At 74.9% G+C, this 13,309-nt stretch carries 15 protein-coding genes; 7 read left to right on the top strand and 8 right to left on the bottom strand.

Going from position 1 to position 13,309, the window contains the following annotated elements:
* Positions 1 to 36 precede the first annotated feature (36 nt).
* On the bottom strand, positions 37 to 741 hold the full coding sequence (locus O2W17_RS16115) for a response regulator (protein ID WP_269193454.1): 705 nt from the start codon (positions 739 to 741) through the stop codon (positions 37 to 39).
* Entirely contained in the window at positions 738 to 2,354 is a 1,617-nt protein-coding gene (locus O2W17_RS16110; protein ID WP_269193453.1) for a sensor histidine kinase, read from the bottom strand. Before O2W17_RS16110 ends, O2W17_RS16115 begins: the two co-directional genes overlap by 4 nt.
* Before the next feature lie 171 nt (positions 2,355 to 2,525).
* Between O2W17_RS16110 and O2W17_RS16105 the strand changes: the two genes are divergently transcribed.
* From O2W17_RS16105 to O2W17_RS16095, 3 genes are read left to right on the top strand one after another with little or no spacing between them, the layout of a single operon-like run.
* The gene (locus O2W17_RS16105; protein WP_269193452.1) at positions 2,526 to 3,530 is read left to right on the top strand and encodes a Bug family tripartite tricarboxylate transporter substrate binding protein; all 1,005 of its coding nucleotides are present in this window, start codon (positions 2,526 to 2,528) and stop codon (positions 3,528 to 3,530) included.
* Positions 3,527 to 4,039: a tripartite tricarboxylate transporter TctB family protein gene (locus O2W17_RS16100; RefSeq protein ID WP_269193451.1), complete on the top strand. Its 513-nt coding sequence runs from the start codon at positions 3,527 to 3,529 to the stop codon at positions 4,037 to 4,039. The genes O2W17_RS16105 and O2W17_RS16100 overlap by 4 nt, the downstream gene beginning before the upstream one ends.
* Positions 4,039 to 5,661, top strand: coding sequence for a tripartite tricarboxylate transporter permease (locus O2W17_RS16095; protein ID WP_269193450.1), 1,623 nt, complete (start codon positions 4,039 to 4,041; stop codon positions 5,659 to 5,661). The genes O2W17_RS16100 and O2W17_RS16095 overlap by 1 nt, the downstream gene beginning before the upstream one ends.
* A gap of 44 nt (positions 5,662 to 5,705) precedes the next feature.
* Here the strand turns inward: O2W17_RS16095 and eutC are convergent, their stop codons facing one another.
* The 5 genes from eutC to O2W17_RS16070 form a co-directional block, all read right to left on the bottom strand.
* Positions 5,706 to 6,452, bottom strand: a complete 747-nt coding sequence (gene eutC / locus O2W17_RS16090; RefSeq protein ID WP_269193449.1) for an ethanolamine ammonia-lyase subunit EutC — start codon at positions 6,450 to 6,452, stop codon at positions 5,706 to 5,708.
* The gene (locus O2W17_RS16085) at positions 6,449 to 7,864 is read right to left on the bottom strand and encodes an ethanolamine ammonia-lyase subunit EutB (protein WP_269193448.1); all 1,416 of its coding nucleotides are present in this window, start codon (positions 7,862 to 7,864) and stop codon (positions 6,449 to 6,451) included. Before O2W17_RS16085 ends, eutC begins: the two co-directional genes overlap by 4 nt.
* Complete coding sequence (eat, locus tag O2W17_RS16080) at positions 7,861 to 9,324, bottom strand: ethanolamine permease (protein WP_269193447.1); 1,464 nt, start codon at positions 9,322 to 9,324, stop codon at positions 7,861 to 7,863. The genes O2W17_RS16085 and eat overlap by 4 nt, the downstream gene beginning before the upstream one ends.
* A gap of 145 nt (positions 9,325 to 9,469) precedes the next feature.
* Positions 9,470 to 10,369 (bottom strand): SDR family NAD(P)-dependent oxidoreductase, encoded by a 900-nt coding sequence (locus O2W17_RS16075; protein WP_269193446.1) that lies wholly within the window; start codon positions 10,367 to 10,369, stop codon positions 9,470 to 9,472.
* Between the two features lie 60 nt (positions 10,370 to 10,429).
* A complete protein-coding gene (locus tag O2W17_RS16070; RefSeq protein ID WP_269193445.1) occupies positions 10,430 to 10,840 on the bottom strand; it encodes a hypothetical protein in 411 nt (136 codons plus the stop codon).
* A gap of 87 nt (positions 10,841 to 10,927) precedes the next feature.
* On the opposite strand from O2W17_RS16070, the gene O2W17_RS16065 reads away from it, so the two are divergent.
* From O2W17_RS16065 to O2W17_RS16055, 3 genes are all read left to right on the top strand, one after another.
* Positions 10,928 to 11,197, top strand: coding sequence for a DUF2277 domain-containing protein (locus tag O2W17_RS16065; RefSeq protein ID WP_269193444.1), 270 nt, complete (start codon positions 10,928 to 10,930; stop codon positions 11,195 to 11,197).
* A 90-nt stretch (positions 11,198 to 11,287) separates the two neighbouring features.
* Complete coding sequence (locus tag O2W17_RS16060) at positions 11,288 to 11,827, top strand: hypothetical protein (protein WP_269193443.1); 540 nt, start codon at positions 11,288 to 11,290, stop codon at positions 11,825 to 11,827.
* 120 nt (positions 11,828 to 11,947) lie between these two features.
* Positions 11,948 to 12,466: a PGPGW domain-containing protein gene (locus O2W17_RS16055; protein WP_269193442.1), complete on the top strand. Its 519-nt coding sequence runs from the start codon at positions 11,948 to 11,950 to the stop codon at positions 12,464 to 12,466.
* Between the two features lie 15 nt (positions 12,467 to 12,481).
* Here the strand turns inward: O2W17_RS16055 and O2W17_RS16050 are convergent, their stop codons facing one another.
* Positions 12,482 to 12,733, bottom strand: coding sequence for a hypothetical protein (locus O2W17_RS16050; protein ID WP_269193441.1), 252 nt, complete (start codon positions 12,731 to 12,733; stop codon positions 12,482 to 12,484).
* A 108-nt stretch (positions 12,734 to 12,841) separates the two neighbouring features.
* On the opposite strand from O2W17_RS16050, the gene O2W17_RS16045 reads away from it, so the two are divergent.
* Positions 12,842 to 13,306: a GNAT family N-acetyltransferase gene (locus tag O2W17_RS16045; RefSeq protein ID WP_269193440.1), complete on the top strand. Its 465-nt coding sequence runs from the start codon at positions 12,842 to 12,844 to the stop codon at positions 13,304 to 13,306.
* The last annotated feature ends 3 nt before the right edge of the window (positions 13,307 to 13,309 follow it).

Genomic DNA, 13,309 nt, shown 5'->3' with positions numbered 1-13,309 from the left:
AGCATTGCGCAGCTAACGGTCGTTTCGGTCCTTGCGTCATCGCGCCCGGTCACGACCGGACCCCGGGCGCAGGGTGAAGCGTCGCTCGGGGCGCCCGGCGGTCCCGTACCGCTGCCGGACGTCCGCCTCCTGCTGCGCGACCAGCTGCTCCAGGTACCGGCGGGCGCTGACCCGCGCCAGCCCGGTGCGCTCGCTGCACTCCGAGGCGGACAGCCCCTCCGGGCCGGCCGCCCGCAGCGCGCCGCGGACCACCTCGAGGGTCTCCGGCGCGATGCCCTTGGGCGTCGGCGCGATCGCCGGAGCGGTGCCCCGGGCTCCTCCGAACAGCCGGTCGACGTCGGCCTGGGCCGCGTCGCCGAGCTCGGTCAGCTCCGCCCGGAGCGCGGCGTAGTCATGCAGCCGCGACTCGAACGTCCCCCGGTCGAAGGGCTTGACCAGGTAGTGCAGGGCGCCCCCGTGCAGCGCGCTCCGGATGCTCTCCACGTCCCGCGCGGCGCTGATGACCATGACGTCGACGCCCGACGCCTCCGCCCGGAGCCGCCGCAGGACGTCCAGCCCGGTCATGTCCGGCAGGTAGACGTCGAGCAGCACCAGGTCCGGCGCCAGCCGGCCGATGGCCTCCAGGGCGGCCGCGCCGGTCGAGGCGGAGCCGACCACCTCGAACCCGTCGAGCGCCGCGACGAACCCGGCGTGCACCTTCGCGACCATGAAGTCGTCGTCGACGATCAGGACCCGGATCACGAGCTGATCAGCGCCGGCTCGGCGGGCAGCCGGGCGGTGAAGGTGGAGCCACCGGCCGAGGACGCGGTCGCCTCCCCGCCGCGGCGGGCGCACACCAGGTGCACGAGGGACAGCCCGATGCCCCGCTCCCGGGCGGGCGCGCCGGCGGCGTCCGGCGCCGGGCCGCCCTTGGTGGACACGCCCCGCCGGAACACCTCCTTCTCCATGCCCGGCGGCACCCCGGCCCCGGAGTCCCGGACCACCACGTCGACCTCCCCGTCGATCAGCCCCACCGTCACCTCCACCCAGCGCTGCGCCGACGACGAGGCGGCGTCCATGGCGTTGTCCACCAGGTTCCCGACGACGGTCGCGACGTCGGCGCTCAGCTCGCCGTCCAGGACCGGCAGCGAGGAGTCCGGGGCGATCCGCAGCTCGACGCCCAGCTCGGCGGCCTGGCTGGCCTTGGCGATCAGCAGGGCCGCCACCGACGGGTCGCGGACCGCCTCGGTGACCGCCCCGGCGAGCTCGGACCGGCTCGAGCTGATCCGGTGGACGAACCGGACCGCCTCGTCGCCCTCCCCCAGCTCGATCAGCCCGGCGATCGTGTGCAGCCGGTTGCTGAACTCGTGGGCCTGCGCGCGGAGCGTGTCGGTGACGTGCCGGGTGAGGTCCAGCTCGCGCCGCAGCTCGAGCAGCTCGGTGCGGTCGCGCAGCGTCGTCACCGAGCCGATCGGCCGCCCGTGGCTGGCGATGGGCAGCCGGTTGACGACGACGACGCGCCCGCCGCTGGCCACCGCGCGGTCCCGCTCCACCTCGTCGGAGAGCAGGGCGTCCCGCATCTCCTCCCCGACCCCCAGATCGGCGAGGGTGCGGCCGAGCGCGTCCCCGGGGATCTGCAGCAGCCGGATCGCCTCGTCGCTGACCAGGGTCACCCGGCCCCGGAGGTCGAGGCCCACCACGCCCTCGCGGATGCCGTGCAGCATCGCGTCGCGGTGCTCCACCAGCCCGGTGATCTCGGCCGGCTCCAGACCCAGGGTCTGGCGCTTGACCCGGCGGGCGACCAGCAACGAGCCGCCGAACCCGATCCCGCTCGCCAGCCCCAGGTAGGTCAGCAGGTTGGGCGCGGCCGCGGCCAGACCGTCCATCAGCGACGGGTAGAAGCGCGTGACGGCCACGAAGCCGGCGGTGTCGCGCTCCGGCCCGGTGAGCACCGGCACCATGGCCACGGCGGCCGACCGGCCGTCGAACTCGCGTTCCCCGAGCCACGCGCGCCCCTCGAGGACCGTGCTGTCCCCGACCGGGAACCGGGTGCCCAGCTCGCCGGGGTCGGCGCTGGCGATCACCTCCCGGTCGTCGCGGGCGACGACCACCGAGGCCGAGTCCGAGACGCTCCGGGTGCTCTCGGCGGCGATCCGCACGTAGTCGACCCTGCCCTCGTCGACGGCCTCGCGGAGGATGCGCGCGTTGGCGAGGGTCTCCGCGACCGACAGCGCCCGGCGCCCCTCGGTCTCCTGGGCCCGCTTCGTGGACTGGGCCACGGTCACCGCGGCCACGCCCACCAGGACGACGCAGATGATGACCACCTGCAGGGCCAGGAGCTGGCCGGCGAGCGAGAGCCGCCGGGTCACGGGCATCTCCTGTCGTCGGGGGAGGTGGGCGTGCCGATGCTGCCCGGCCGGCACACCGCTGTGACCGTGGACACAACGACCACAAAGCTCATTGCGCACGCAAGGGTGACACGGCCCAACCCCGTTGACACCGTCCTGTCAGACGGCGGGAACCCGCCGGACACACAGGAGGAACACATGCGCACTGCTTCCCTGCGGAGGCTCACCGTCGGCACCGTCGCCGCCGGCCTCGTGCTCACCGGCTGCGGCACCACCGCCGAGGGCGGCTCCGCGTCCGGCGGCGGCGACGAGGGGGCGATCAGCGGGCTGCGGTTCCTGGTCCCGAACTCGCCCGGCAGCGGCTACGACACCACCGCCCGCGAGGTGGCCACCGTCCTCGAGGAGGAGGAGCTGGCCTCGTCGATCGAGGTGTTCAACCTCGAGGGCGCCGGCGGCACGGTGGGCCTCCAGCGGCTGGTGAACGAGGAGGGCAACGCCGAGATGCTCATGCAGATGGGGCTCGGTGTCGTCGGTGCCCAGTTCAGCAACCAGTCCGAGGCGACCCTGGACGAGACCACCCCCGTCGCCAAGCTGATCGAGGAGGCCGAGGCGATCGTCGTCCCGGGCGACTCCCCCTACCAGACGCTCGACGACCTCGTCGCCGCGTGGCAGGCCGACCCGGGCAACACCCCGGTGGGCGGCGCGTCGAACCCGGGCGGCCCCGACCACCTGACGCCGATGCTGCTGGCCGAGGAGGTCGGCGTGGAGCCCACGGCCGTCAACTACGTGGCCTACGACGGCGGCGGCGAGCTGCTGGCCGGCATCCTCGGCGGGGACGTCGCGTTCGCCGCGACCGGTGTCGGCGAGGTCGCCGAGTCGGCCGCCTCCGGCGACGTCCGGATCCTGGCCGTCACCAGCGAGGAGCCCGTCGAGGGCGTCGACGCCCCGACCCTGACCGAGGAGGGCGTGGACCTCGTCTTCTCCAACTGGCGCGGGATCGTCGCCGCTCCGGGCATCACCGAGGACGAGCGGCAGCGCTTCGTCGACGCCGTCACCGAGATGCACGACAGCGAGGCGTGGCAGCAGGTGCTCGAGGACCAGGGCTGGACCGACGCGTTCGTCACCGGTGACGACTTCACCGAGTTCCTCACCGAGGAGAGCGACCGGGTCGAGTCCGTCATGAGCGAGCTGGGTCTGGTATGAGCTCTGCCGCTCCCGGCGGCGCTCCGGAACAGGGCCGCTCCGAGTTCGGGGTGGCCCTGTTCCTCGCGGCGCTCGGGATCCTCGTCATCGTGCAGGCGCTCCTCCTGCCGGAGAGCCTCATCGCCCGTGGCCCGGTCGGACCGGCGACGATCCCCCTGGTGGTCGGCGGGCTCCTCGTGGTCGTGGCGGGCTTCCTCGCCGTGGACGTGTGGCGCGGCGGCCGCGGCGAGCCGGAAGGCGGCGAGGACGTCGAGCTGACCGGCGGCAGCGACTGGCTGACCATCGCCATGCTGGCGGCCGCCTTCGTCGCCAACGCCCTGCTGATCGAGCCGCTCGGCTGGCCCGTCTCCGGCGCGGTCCTCTTCTGGGGCTCGGCCTTCGCGCTCGGCAGCCGGCACTACGTCCGGGACGCCGTGATCGCCGTCGTGCTGTCCGTCGGCTCCTGGTACCTGTTCGTCCTGGGGCTGAACATCTCCCTGCCCGTGGGCGTGCTGGAGGGGATCCTCTGATGGACGCCTTCTCGGAACTGATCGGCGGCTTCGGCACCGCGCTGACGCCGACCAACCTGCTGTACGCGTTCATCGGCGTGCTGCTCGGCACCGCGATCGGCGTGCTGCCCGGCATCGGGCCGGCCATGACCGTCGCCCTGCTGCTGCCGCTGACCCGCGGCCTCGACGTCACGACCGCGCTGATCATGTTCGCCGGCATCTACTACGGCGGCATGTACGGCGGCTCGACGACGTCGATCCTGCTGAACACCCCCGGCGAGAGCGCCTCGGTGGTGACCGCCATCGAGGGCAACAAGATGGCGCGGTCGGGGCGGGCGGCCCAGGCACTGGCCACCGCGGCGATCGGGTCGTTCGTCGCGGGCACGATCGCCACCCTGCTGCTGGCCCTGGTGGCCCCTGCCGTCGCCGACCTGGCCGTCGAGGTCTCACCGGCGGACACCTTCGCCATCATGGTGCTGGCCTTCATCGCGGTGACGTCGGTGCTCGGCAGCTCCCGCATCCGCGGCCTGGCCGCGCTCGGCATCGGGCTGACCATCGGGCTGATCGGCATCGACCCGACGTCCGGTCAGCAGCGGCTCACCTTCGGCGTCCCCGAGCTGGCCGACGGGATCGACGTCATCGTCGTCGCGGTGGGCCTGTTCGCCGTCGGCGAGGCGCTGTGGACGGCGGCGCACCTGCGGCGGCGACCGCTGGACGTCATCCCGGTGGGCAACCCCCGGATGAGCCGGGAGGACTTCCGCCGGTCCTGGAAGCCGTGGCTGCGCGGCAGCGCGATCGGCTTCCCGTTCGGGGCCATCCCCGCCGGCGGCGCGGAGATCCCGACCTTCCTCTCCTACGTCACCGAGAAGCGCCTGTCCAAGCACCCGGAGGAGTTCGGCAAGGGTGCGATCGAGGGGGTGGCCGGCCCGGAGGCGACGAACAACGCCTCCGCCGCGGGCGGTCTGGTCCCGCTGCTGACCCTCGGCATCCCGACGACGGCGACGGCGGCGGTCATGCTGGCGGCCATCCAGAGCTACGGGATCGAGCCCGGGCCGCGGCTGTTCGACACCGAGCCGGTGCTGGTGTGGGGCCTCATCGCCAGCCTGTTCATCGGCAACACCGTGCTGCTGGTGCTCAACCTGCCGCTGGCACCGCTCTGGGCCCGGCTGCTGCGGATCCCCCGCTCGTACCTCTACGCGGGCATCCTGTTCTTCTCCAGCCTCGGCGCGTACGCGGCCAACGCCAACCCGTTCGACCTGTTCCTGCTGCTGGTCATCGGGGCGCTCGGGTTCATGATGCGCCGGTACGGCCTGCCCATCCTGCCGGCGATCATCGGGGTGATCCTCGGCCCCTACGCCGAGGCGGAGCTGCGCCAGGCCCTGCAGCTGAGCAACGGCCAGCTGAGCGGTCTGGTCACCCCGCTGACGGTCACGGTGTACGTCATCGTGGCGCTGGTCCTGCTGTGGCCCCTGGTCCGGCGGCTGCTTCCCCGGAAGCCCACCGTGCCGCTCCTCAGCGAGGCCACGCACGAGATCGAGGAGGCGCACTCCCACCACGGTCTGACCACCGCGGTCTCGGTGGAGCGGCACCCCGGCGACGGGACCCGCGAGGACCCGGGCACCGGGCGGCCCGGCGGCCCCTGACGCCGACCGGACCCGACGGGCCCCGCGCCCCCCTCCCCCGCCGCTCAGCCGGCGCCGGAGGGGAGCGCGGGGCCCTCGTCCTTGAGCGCGACGCCGGACGCGCCGAGCTCCCGCGCCGCGCCCAGGAGCCGGACGACGAGGTCGGCGGCGTCGGCGTAGCCCAGGCCGTGCGGCGGCCGGACGTTGGAGACGCAGTTGCGCTCGGCGTCCACCCGGCCCGGCCGCGGCGCCCAGGTCAGGTAGACGCCGAGCGAGTCCGCCGAGGAGAGCCCCGGCCGCTCGCCGATCAGCACCAGGACGACGCGGGCGCCGAGGGCCGCGCCGATCTCGTCGCCGAGCGCCACCCGCGCCTGGGCGGCGAGCACCACCGGCCCGACCGACCAGTCGGCCAGCCGGTCCAGCAGCGCCATGACCAGCGCCGCCCCGTGCTCGTGCACGGCGCGCGGCGAGAGCCCGTCGGCCAGCACGATCGCGACGTCGGCCTCCGGGCGCGGCAGCGACCACCCCGGCGCCAGCCGCCGCCCGAGGTCGGGCCGCTGCAGGTACTCGGCGCGGTCGGCCGCCGCCGAGTGCACCTCGAGCACCGGTAGCCCGTCCAGCCCGGCCCGGACGAGGTCCGCGTCGAGGGCCGTGTGCACGGCGTCGCGCGCCACCGCGTGCGCCAGCCGGAACTCCAGCTCCCGCGCGGTGGGCAGCCCGTCCCCCGCGCGGCCCAGGGCCACGCGGGCCCGGGTCGCCGCCCGCAGCGCCGCCCACGGGTCGTCGGCCACCTGCCCGGTCCCGGCGCTCACGACCGCGCCGCCGCGAGCAGCGCCTTCGCCCCGGGTGCGTCCGCGGTCAGCGACCGCACCCGCCCGTCGTCGTCCAGCAGGTCCATCCGGGCCAGCCAGGCCTCGAACTCCGGCGCCGGCCGGAGGCCGAGCACCTGCCGGGCGGTGAGCACGTCCGAGAACGACAGCGACTGGTAGTGCAGCATCACGTCGTCGGACCCGGGGACGGCGATGACGAACGGGCAGCCCGCCGCGCCCAGCAGCAGGGTCAGGGTGTCGGTGTCGTCGGCGTCGACCTCGGCGTGGTTGGTGTAGCAGACGTCGACCCCCATGGGCAGGCCGAGCAGCTTGCCGCAGAAGTGGTCCTCCAGCCCGGCCCGGATCACCTGCTTGCCGTCGTAGAGGTACTCGGGTCCGATGAACCCGACCACCGTGTTGACCAGCAGCGGCTCGAAGTGCCGGGCGACGGCGTAGGCCCGCGCCTCGAGGGTCTGCTGGTCCACCGGCCGCCCGTCGACGCCGCGGTGCGCGTCCGCCGACAGCGCCGAGCCCTGGCCGGTCTCGAAGTAGGTGACGTTGCGCCCGACCGTCCCGCGACCCAGCGCCAGCGCGCCCTCCCGCGCCTCGGCGAGCAGGTCGAGGGTGACGCCGAATCCCCGGTTGGCCGGCTGGGTGCCGGCGACCGACTGGAACACCAGGTCCACCGGCGCCCCCTTCTCCAGCGCCTGCAGCGTCGTCGTCACGTGGGCCAGCACGCAGGACTGGGTGGGGATGTCGTAACGCTGGATCACCGCGTCCACCAGCTCCAGGAGCGCGATCGTCCGTCCCGGGGAGTCGGTGGCCGGGTTGATGCCGATCACCGCGTCCCCGGACCCCTGCAGCAGCCCGTCGACGATCGAGGCCGTGACGCCGATCGGGTCGTCGGTCGGGTGGTTGGGCTGCAGCCGCGACGCCAGCCGCCCGGGCAGCCCCAGGGTGCTGCGCAGCCCGGTCACCACCCGCGCCCGGCGCCCCACCGCGACCAGGTCGGCGTTGCGCATCAGCTTCGACGTCGCGGCCACCATCTCCGGGGTGAGGCCGCGGGCCAGCCCGCTGATCGCCGCCTCGTCCCCGGCGGCGGCCCAGCCGAGCAGCCGGTCGCGGAACTCCCCCACGGACAGCGCGGCGACGGGTGCGAACGCGACCGGGTCGTGGGTGTCCAGGATCAGCCGCGTGACGTCGTCCTCCTCGTAGCCGACCACCTGCTCGGTGAGGAAGGTGCTCAGCGGCAGGTCGGCCAGGACCGTCTGGGCGGCGACCCGCTGCGCCGCCGACTCCGCCGCGCACCCGGCCAGCACGTCGCCCGAGCGGGCCGGCGTCGCCTTGGCCAGCAGATCCGACAGGGCCGGGAACTCGTACGTGTGCCCGCCCAGCGTCGTCCGGCGGACGGTCACCGCACCTCCTCCTCGGCCGCGGCGAGCAGCTCGAACTCCTCCTCCGGGGCCGACGCCACGAGGTGGTGGCGGCTGTAGACCGCGAAGTACCCGAGGAAGAGCGCGTAGGCGGCCAGCGTCCACAGCGCGGCGACCTCGTCGACGAGGAAGGTGGCGACGACGGCCGCGGCGGCGAGCACGAGCGCGGTGCCGGTGGTCGCCGTGCCGCCCGGCGTCCGGTACGGCCGCGGCAGCTCGGGCTCCCGGCGGCGCAGCACGATGTGGCTGACCATCATCAGCACGTACGAGACCGTGGCCCCGAAGACGGCCATGTTGAGCAGCATCGCGCCCTGCCCGGTGAGCGACAGCACGAACCCGACGGCTCCGGGCACCAGCAGCGCCAGCACCGGCGCCTTGCGGGAGTTGGTCACCGACAGCGCCCGCGGCAGGTAGCCGGCGCGGGAGAGCGCGAAGGTCTGCCGCGAGTAGGCGTAGATGATCGAGAAGAAGCTGGCGACCAGCCCGAACAGCCCGGCGTAGTTCACCACCGAGGTGAGCGCCGACGACGCGCCGGCCACCTGGAGCGCCTCGACCGGCGGGTTGCCGCTGGCCGAGATGGTCTCCGAGCCGCCCGCCCCGGCGGTGAAGACCAGCATGAGCACCGCGAGCACCAGCAGCAGCCCCATGGCCGCGACGATGCCGCGCGGCATGGCGCGGGCGGGGTCGCGAGCCTCCTCGGCGGCCAGCGGCACGCACTCGACGGCGAGGAAGAACCAGATGGCGAACGGGAACGCCGCCCAGATGCCCATGAGGCCGAACGGCAGGAAGTCCGAGGCGCCGGCGGCGTCGGTGGGCGCGATGTCGAGCAGGTTCGCCGCGTCGAAGGCGGGGATGGCCCCGGCCAGGTACACCACCAGCCCGGCGACGGCGATGCCCGCGATGACCAGCATGACCTTGAGCGCCTCGCCGACCCCCAGGAGGTGGATGCCGATGAACAGCGCGTAGACGGCCAGGTAGATCCACCAGCCGTCGGTGATCCCGAACAGCCCGAGGGACTCCACGTAGGCGCCGATGAAGGTGGCGATCGCCGCCGGCGCGATGGCGTACTCGATGAGCACCGCGACCCCGGTGGCGTAGCCGCCCCAGGGGCCCAGCGCCCGGCGGGCGAAGGTGTAGCCGCCGCCCGCGGTCGGCAGGGCCGAGCCGAGCTCGGCCAGGCCGAACACCATCGCCGAGTACATGAGCGCCATCAGCGCGACGGCGATCAGCAGGCCGCCGAAGCCGCCCTCGGCCAGGCCGAAGTTCCAGCCCGCGTAGTCACCGGAGATGACGGCGGCGACACCGAGCCCGGCCAGCAGCACCCAGCCGGCGGTCCCGGTGCGCAGCTGCCGCTTCTGGTGGTAACCGGCCGCCACCGCTTCGGCCTCGACCCCGTGCCGGGTCGCGGGGCGGGCGGGACGTGCTCGTGGATCGGCGGTCATGGCTCGGCCTCCCGGTCAGCCCCCGCAGGTCGGGGAGGGCCAGCCTGGCCCGGCGACCTCGCCCGGGCAATGGGCTGCGACGGGACGGAACACGCCGTTCACACCGCTGGTGCGCCGCGCCGTCCCGGGGGCCCGGCGGTGCCGGTCAGATGCTGCGCCAGCGACCCTCGGCCGCGTTCCCCTCCGGCCGGGACTCGAACACGTTCCCCTCGGTCGGCGGCACGTCGTCCCCCGCCAGGGCGAAGGTGCGCAGCAGCGGCTCGACGAGCGCGTCGTAGAGCCCCGGCAGGAGCCGGAAGCCGGCCGTGATCAGGTGGTTGGCCACGCCGGCCTGCACGATCCGCCGCGGGTTCTCCAGGGTGGACAGCACCCGTCGCGCCACCCGCTCCGGCGAGTACACCGGCGGCGGCGGCCGGCCGGTGCTGCCGGCCCAGGAGGCCGCCTGGTAGTAGATCGGCGTGTCCACCCCGCCGGGCTGGACGATCGAGACGGAGATCCCCGGTTCGTCGCGGGTCTCCTGCTGCAGCACCCGGGCCAGGCCCAGCTGCCCCCACTTCGCGACGGCGTAGCTGCCCAGCACCGGGGTCGTGACGTTGCCGAGCAGCGAGTTCACGATGACGAGGTGGCCGCCGGCCTGCCTGCGGAACACGGGCAGGACGTGCCGGGCCAGGGTGGCGGTCCCGTGCAGCGAGGTGTCGACGACCCGCTCGAAGACCTCCTTGGGCACGTCCTCGATCCGGCCGTAGGCCATGACCTGCGCCGAGTGCACCACGACGTCGAGCCGGCCGAACTCGGCGACCGCGGACGAGACGACCGCGCGGATCGCGTCCTCGTCCAGGACGTCGGCCGGGCAGACGGTGACGGCGGCCGCGCCGGCCGCGCGCGCCTCGGCGGCGGTGGCCTCCAGCGGCTCGCGCCCCCGGGCGACGAGGACCAGCCGGGCGCCGCGGCCGGCCAGCCGCACCGCCGTCGCCCGGCCGATGCCGCTGGACGCGCCGGTGATCAGCGCGGTGAGCGGTGATCCGTCGGTGGGGGGGATCGGCACGGAGAACTCCTCGCCTGGGGCTGCGGCCGGTGTCCGGGGAGACCGGTTGTCCACGACCGACTACCCGACGCCCCCGGCGGTCATGCGGTCGAGCTCAGCGAGAAGCCAGCCGGGCCCGGCGGCGGCCACCCCGTCGGGCAACCGGGCGCGCAGCCCCCGGTCCGCGGTGACCACGAGCACGTCGTCGTCGCCGGCCAGGCCCGCGACGGACTCGACGAGGGCGTCGTCACCGCTCGCCTGCGCCCGGACGACGCGCACCCCGTCGGGTGCCGGCACGTCCCGGGCGGCCCCCTCGACGACGGCCACCACCGCGGTGCAGCCCAGCGGCCCACCGTCCGGGCCCGCCGCCTCGGATCCGGGCAGGCCGGACAGCCGCTGCAGCAACCGGCCCGCCGCGCCGGCGCGATCCCGCCACCAGCCATCCGGACGGGAGCCGACGACGTTCGCGACGTCCACGACGAGCACCGTCACCGCGTCCCCTCCCGCCCCCCTGTCCCCGGTTCCCCGTCCGCCGACGAGGGAACCCCGGACCGGCCCGCCGGCTCCTACGCTGCCGGCATGTGCCGCAACATCCGCCCGCTGGCGAACTTCGAGCCGCCCGCGGCCGACGACGAGATCCAGGCCGCCGCGCTGCAGTACGTGCGCAAGATCAGCGGGACGGTAAAGCCGTCGCGCGCCAACGCCGAGGTGTTCGAGCAAGCGGTCGCCGAGGTGGCGGCCGCATCGGCCCGGCTCCTGGACGCCCTGGTCACGACCGCGCCGCCCAAGGACCGCGAGACCGAGGCGGCGAAGGCGCGCGCCCGCTCGGCCGCCCGGTACGGCAGCTGACGCACCCCGCGGGCCGGGGCGTCCGCCATCCGGAGTGATCACGGCACCACCGGGTAGGGAGCGGTTTTCCCCGACACGAGGAGCCAGCTCATGGCCCGCAACACCCTGTCCCGCTCCCTGCACGACCTCGGCCTGTCCGCCTGGTTCGGCGGCACGCTGGCCAACGCCGTCGCCCTGAACGCCGCGGCGGCCGAGGCCTCCGGCGCCCGCAGCACGGGGCGGGTCGCCAACGCCGGCTGGGACCGGTGGACCCCGGTGAACGCGGTCGCCATCGGCGCCCACCTCGTCGGCAGCGTGGGGCAGCTCCGGGCCAACCGCGGCCGCCTCGCCGAGCAGCAGGGTGTCGCCTCGATGGCGGCGATGAAGACCCTGCTCACCGCCGCCGCCCTCGGCGTCACCGCGTACAGCCGCGTCCTCGGGCAGGTCGTGTCCGGCGCCGGATCGGTCCCGTCCCGCTCGGGCACCAAGCCCACCAAGCGGACGAAGGCCGAGGTGGCCGCCGCCCAGGAGCAGCTCGACCGGCTGCAGTGGGTCATCCCGGCGCTCACCGGCGCCCTGGTGGCGATCAGCTCCTACGCCGGGGAGCAGCAGCGCCCCGGTGAGGTCGCGCGCGGCGTCGCCCAGAGCTGATCCGGCCGCCCGCAGTCGGATAGCGCACAACCGGCATGCTCTCGGGCGGAACCGGGTAGAGATCGCCCGCCCCGTTCCGCCCGAGGAGTGCTCTCCTCACGTCCCGAGGAGCCCGCTTCCGTGGCTGCCCGCACGCCCTCCCCCTCGCAGACCACCCGCCCGGCCGGCTACCGGGTGACCGGCAACCGCGCCGCCGGGCAGCCTCCCGCCGGCGACCGGGGCGCCACCCGGTGCGCGCACTGCACCGACGGGCTCGGCAAGCCCCGCCCGGTGAAGCCGGGCTCGTTCCGCGACCGGGTGCACCGCAACCCGAGCGTGGCGATCGCCTACCGGATCGCCGTCTTCACCGCCGGGCTGCTGCTGGTGCTCATCGGCATCGCGCTGACGGTCCTCCCCGGCCCGCTCACCATCCCGCCGGTGCTGGCCGGTCTCTGGGTCTGGTCCACCGAGTTCGACTGGGCCCGCCGCTTCTTCGCCACCTTCCGGCGCAAGGCGCTCGACGCCTGGCGGCACGCCCGCCAGCACCCGGTCAGCTCGCTCGCCGTCACCGTCGGCGGGCTCGTCGCGGCGGGCGTCGCCTTCTGGGCCGTCGGCCACTTCCAGCTGGTCGACAGGGCCACCACCGCGCTGGGCGTGTAGACCGGCCGGTGTCGCTCAGCTCTCCGACCCCGGGCCCACGTCGTGCGGGTCCGGGGTGCGGAAGGGCGGATCGTCCGGCAGGTCGGCGTCCGGCCCGGCGGCTGGGTCCGCCGGCGGGCCGCCGACCTTATCCGGCCGGTCGGGCTGCCCGCCCGCCTCGCCGAAGCCCTCCGCGGTCGGGGGCGCACCGGGGCCCGGGTCGGCGGCGGGGATGCCGTCGTCGTCCGCTCTACCGGAGAAGGGGTCCAGGGGGTCCATCATCGACATGCGCCCCCTCCTACCCGCCTGGTCGCCGTCTTCCCCTCGGCCTCCGGGAGTTCCCCGGCCCGCCACCCGGACGTCGGGTGCCGGCGGCCGCCGGGCTACAACTGCGGCATGACCTCCGGAGGGCCGCCCGCCGCCGAACCCCGTCTCCGCCGCGCCCGGTTCGCCGACCTGACCCCGTTCGAGGTCTACGGGCTGTGCCGCCTGCGGGTCGACGTCTTCGTGGTGGAGCAGGAGTGCCCCTACCCGGAGCTCGACGGCCGGGACGTCGAGCCGGCCACCGAGCACCTGTGGCTCGAGGCGGCCGACGGCGCGGTGCTGGCGACCATCCGGGTGCTCGACGACGGCCCCACGCGGGCCATCGGCCGGGTGGCGACCGCGGTCGGCGCGCGCGGCCGCGGGCTGTCCGCGCGGTTGATCGGCGAGGCGCTGCGGAGCTACGGCGACGGGCCGCTCACGCTGGGCGCCCAGGCCTACCTGGAGTCCTGGTACGAGCGGTTCGGATTCCGCCGCAGCGGGCCGGGCTACGTGGAGGACGGCATCCCGCACGTGCCCATGCGGCGCGAGCCCGCCTGAACC

The sequence above is a fragment of the Blastococcus sp. VKM Ac-2987 genome, from assembly GCF_026967805.1.
Classification (GTDB): Bacteria; Actinomycetota; Actinomycetes; order Mycobacteriales; family Geodermatophilaceae; genus Blastococcus.
Note: the sequence above shows the minus strand (reverse complement) of the source record. Positions and strands in the feature narration are given on the sequence as shown.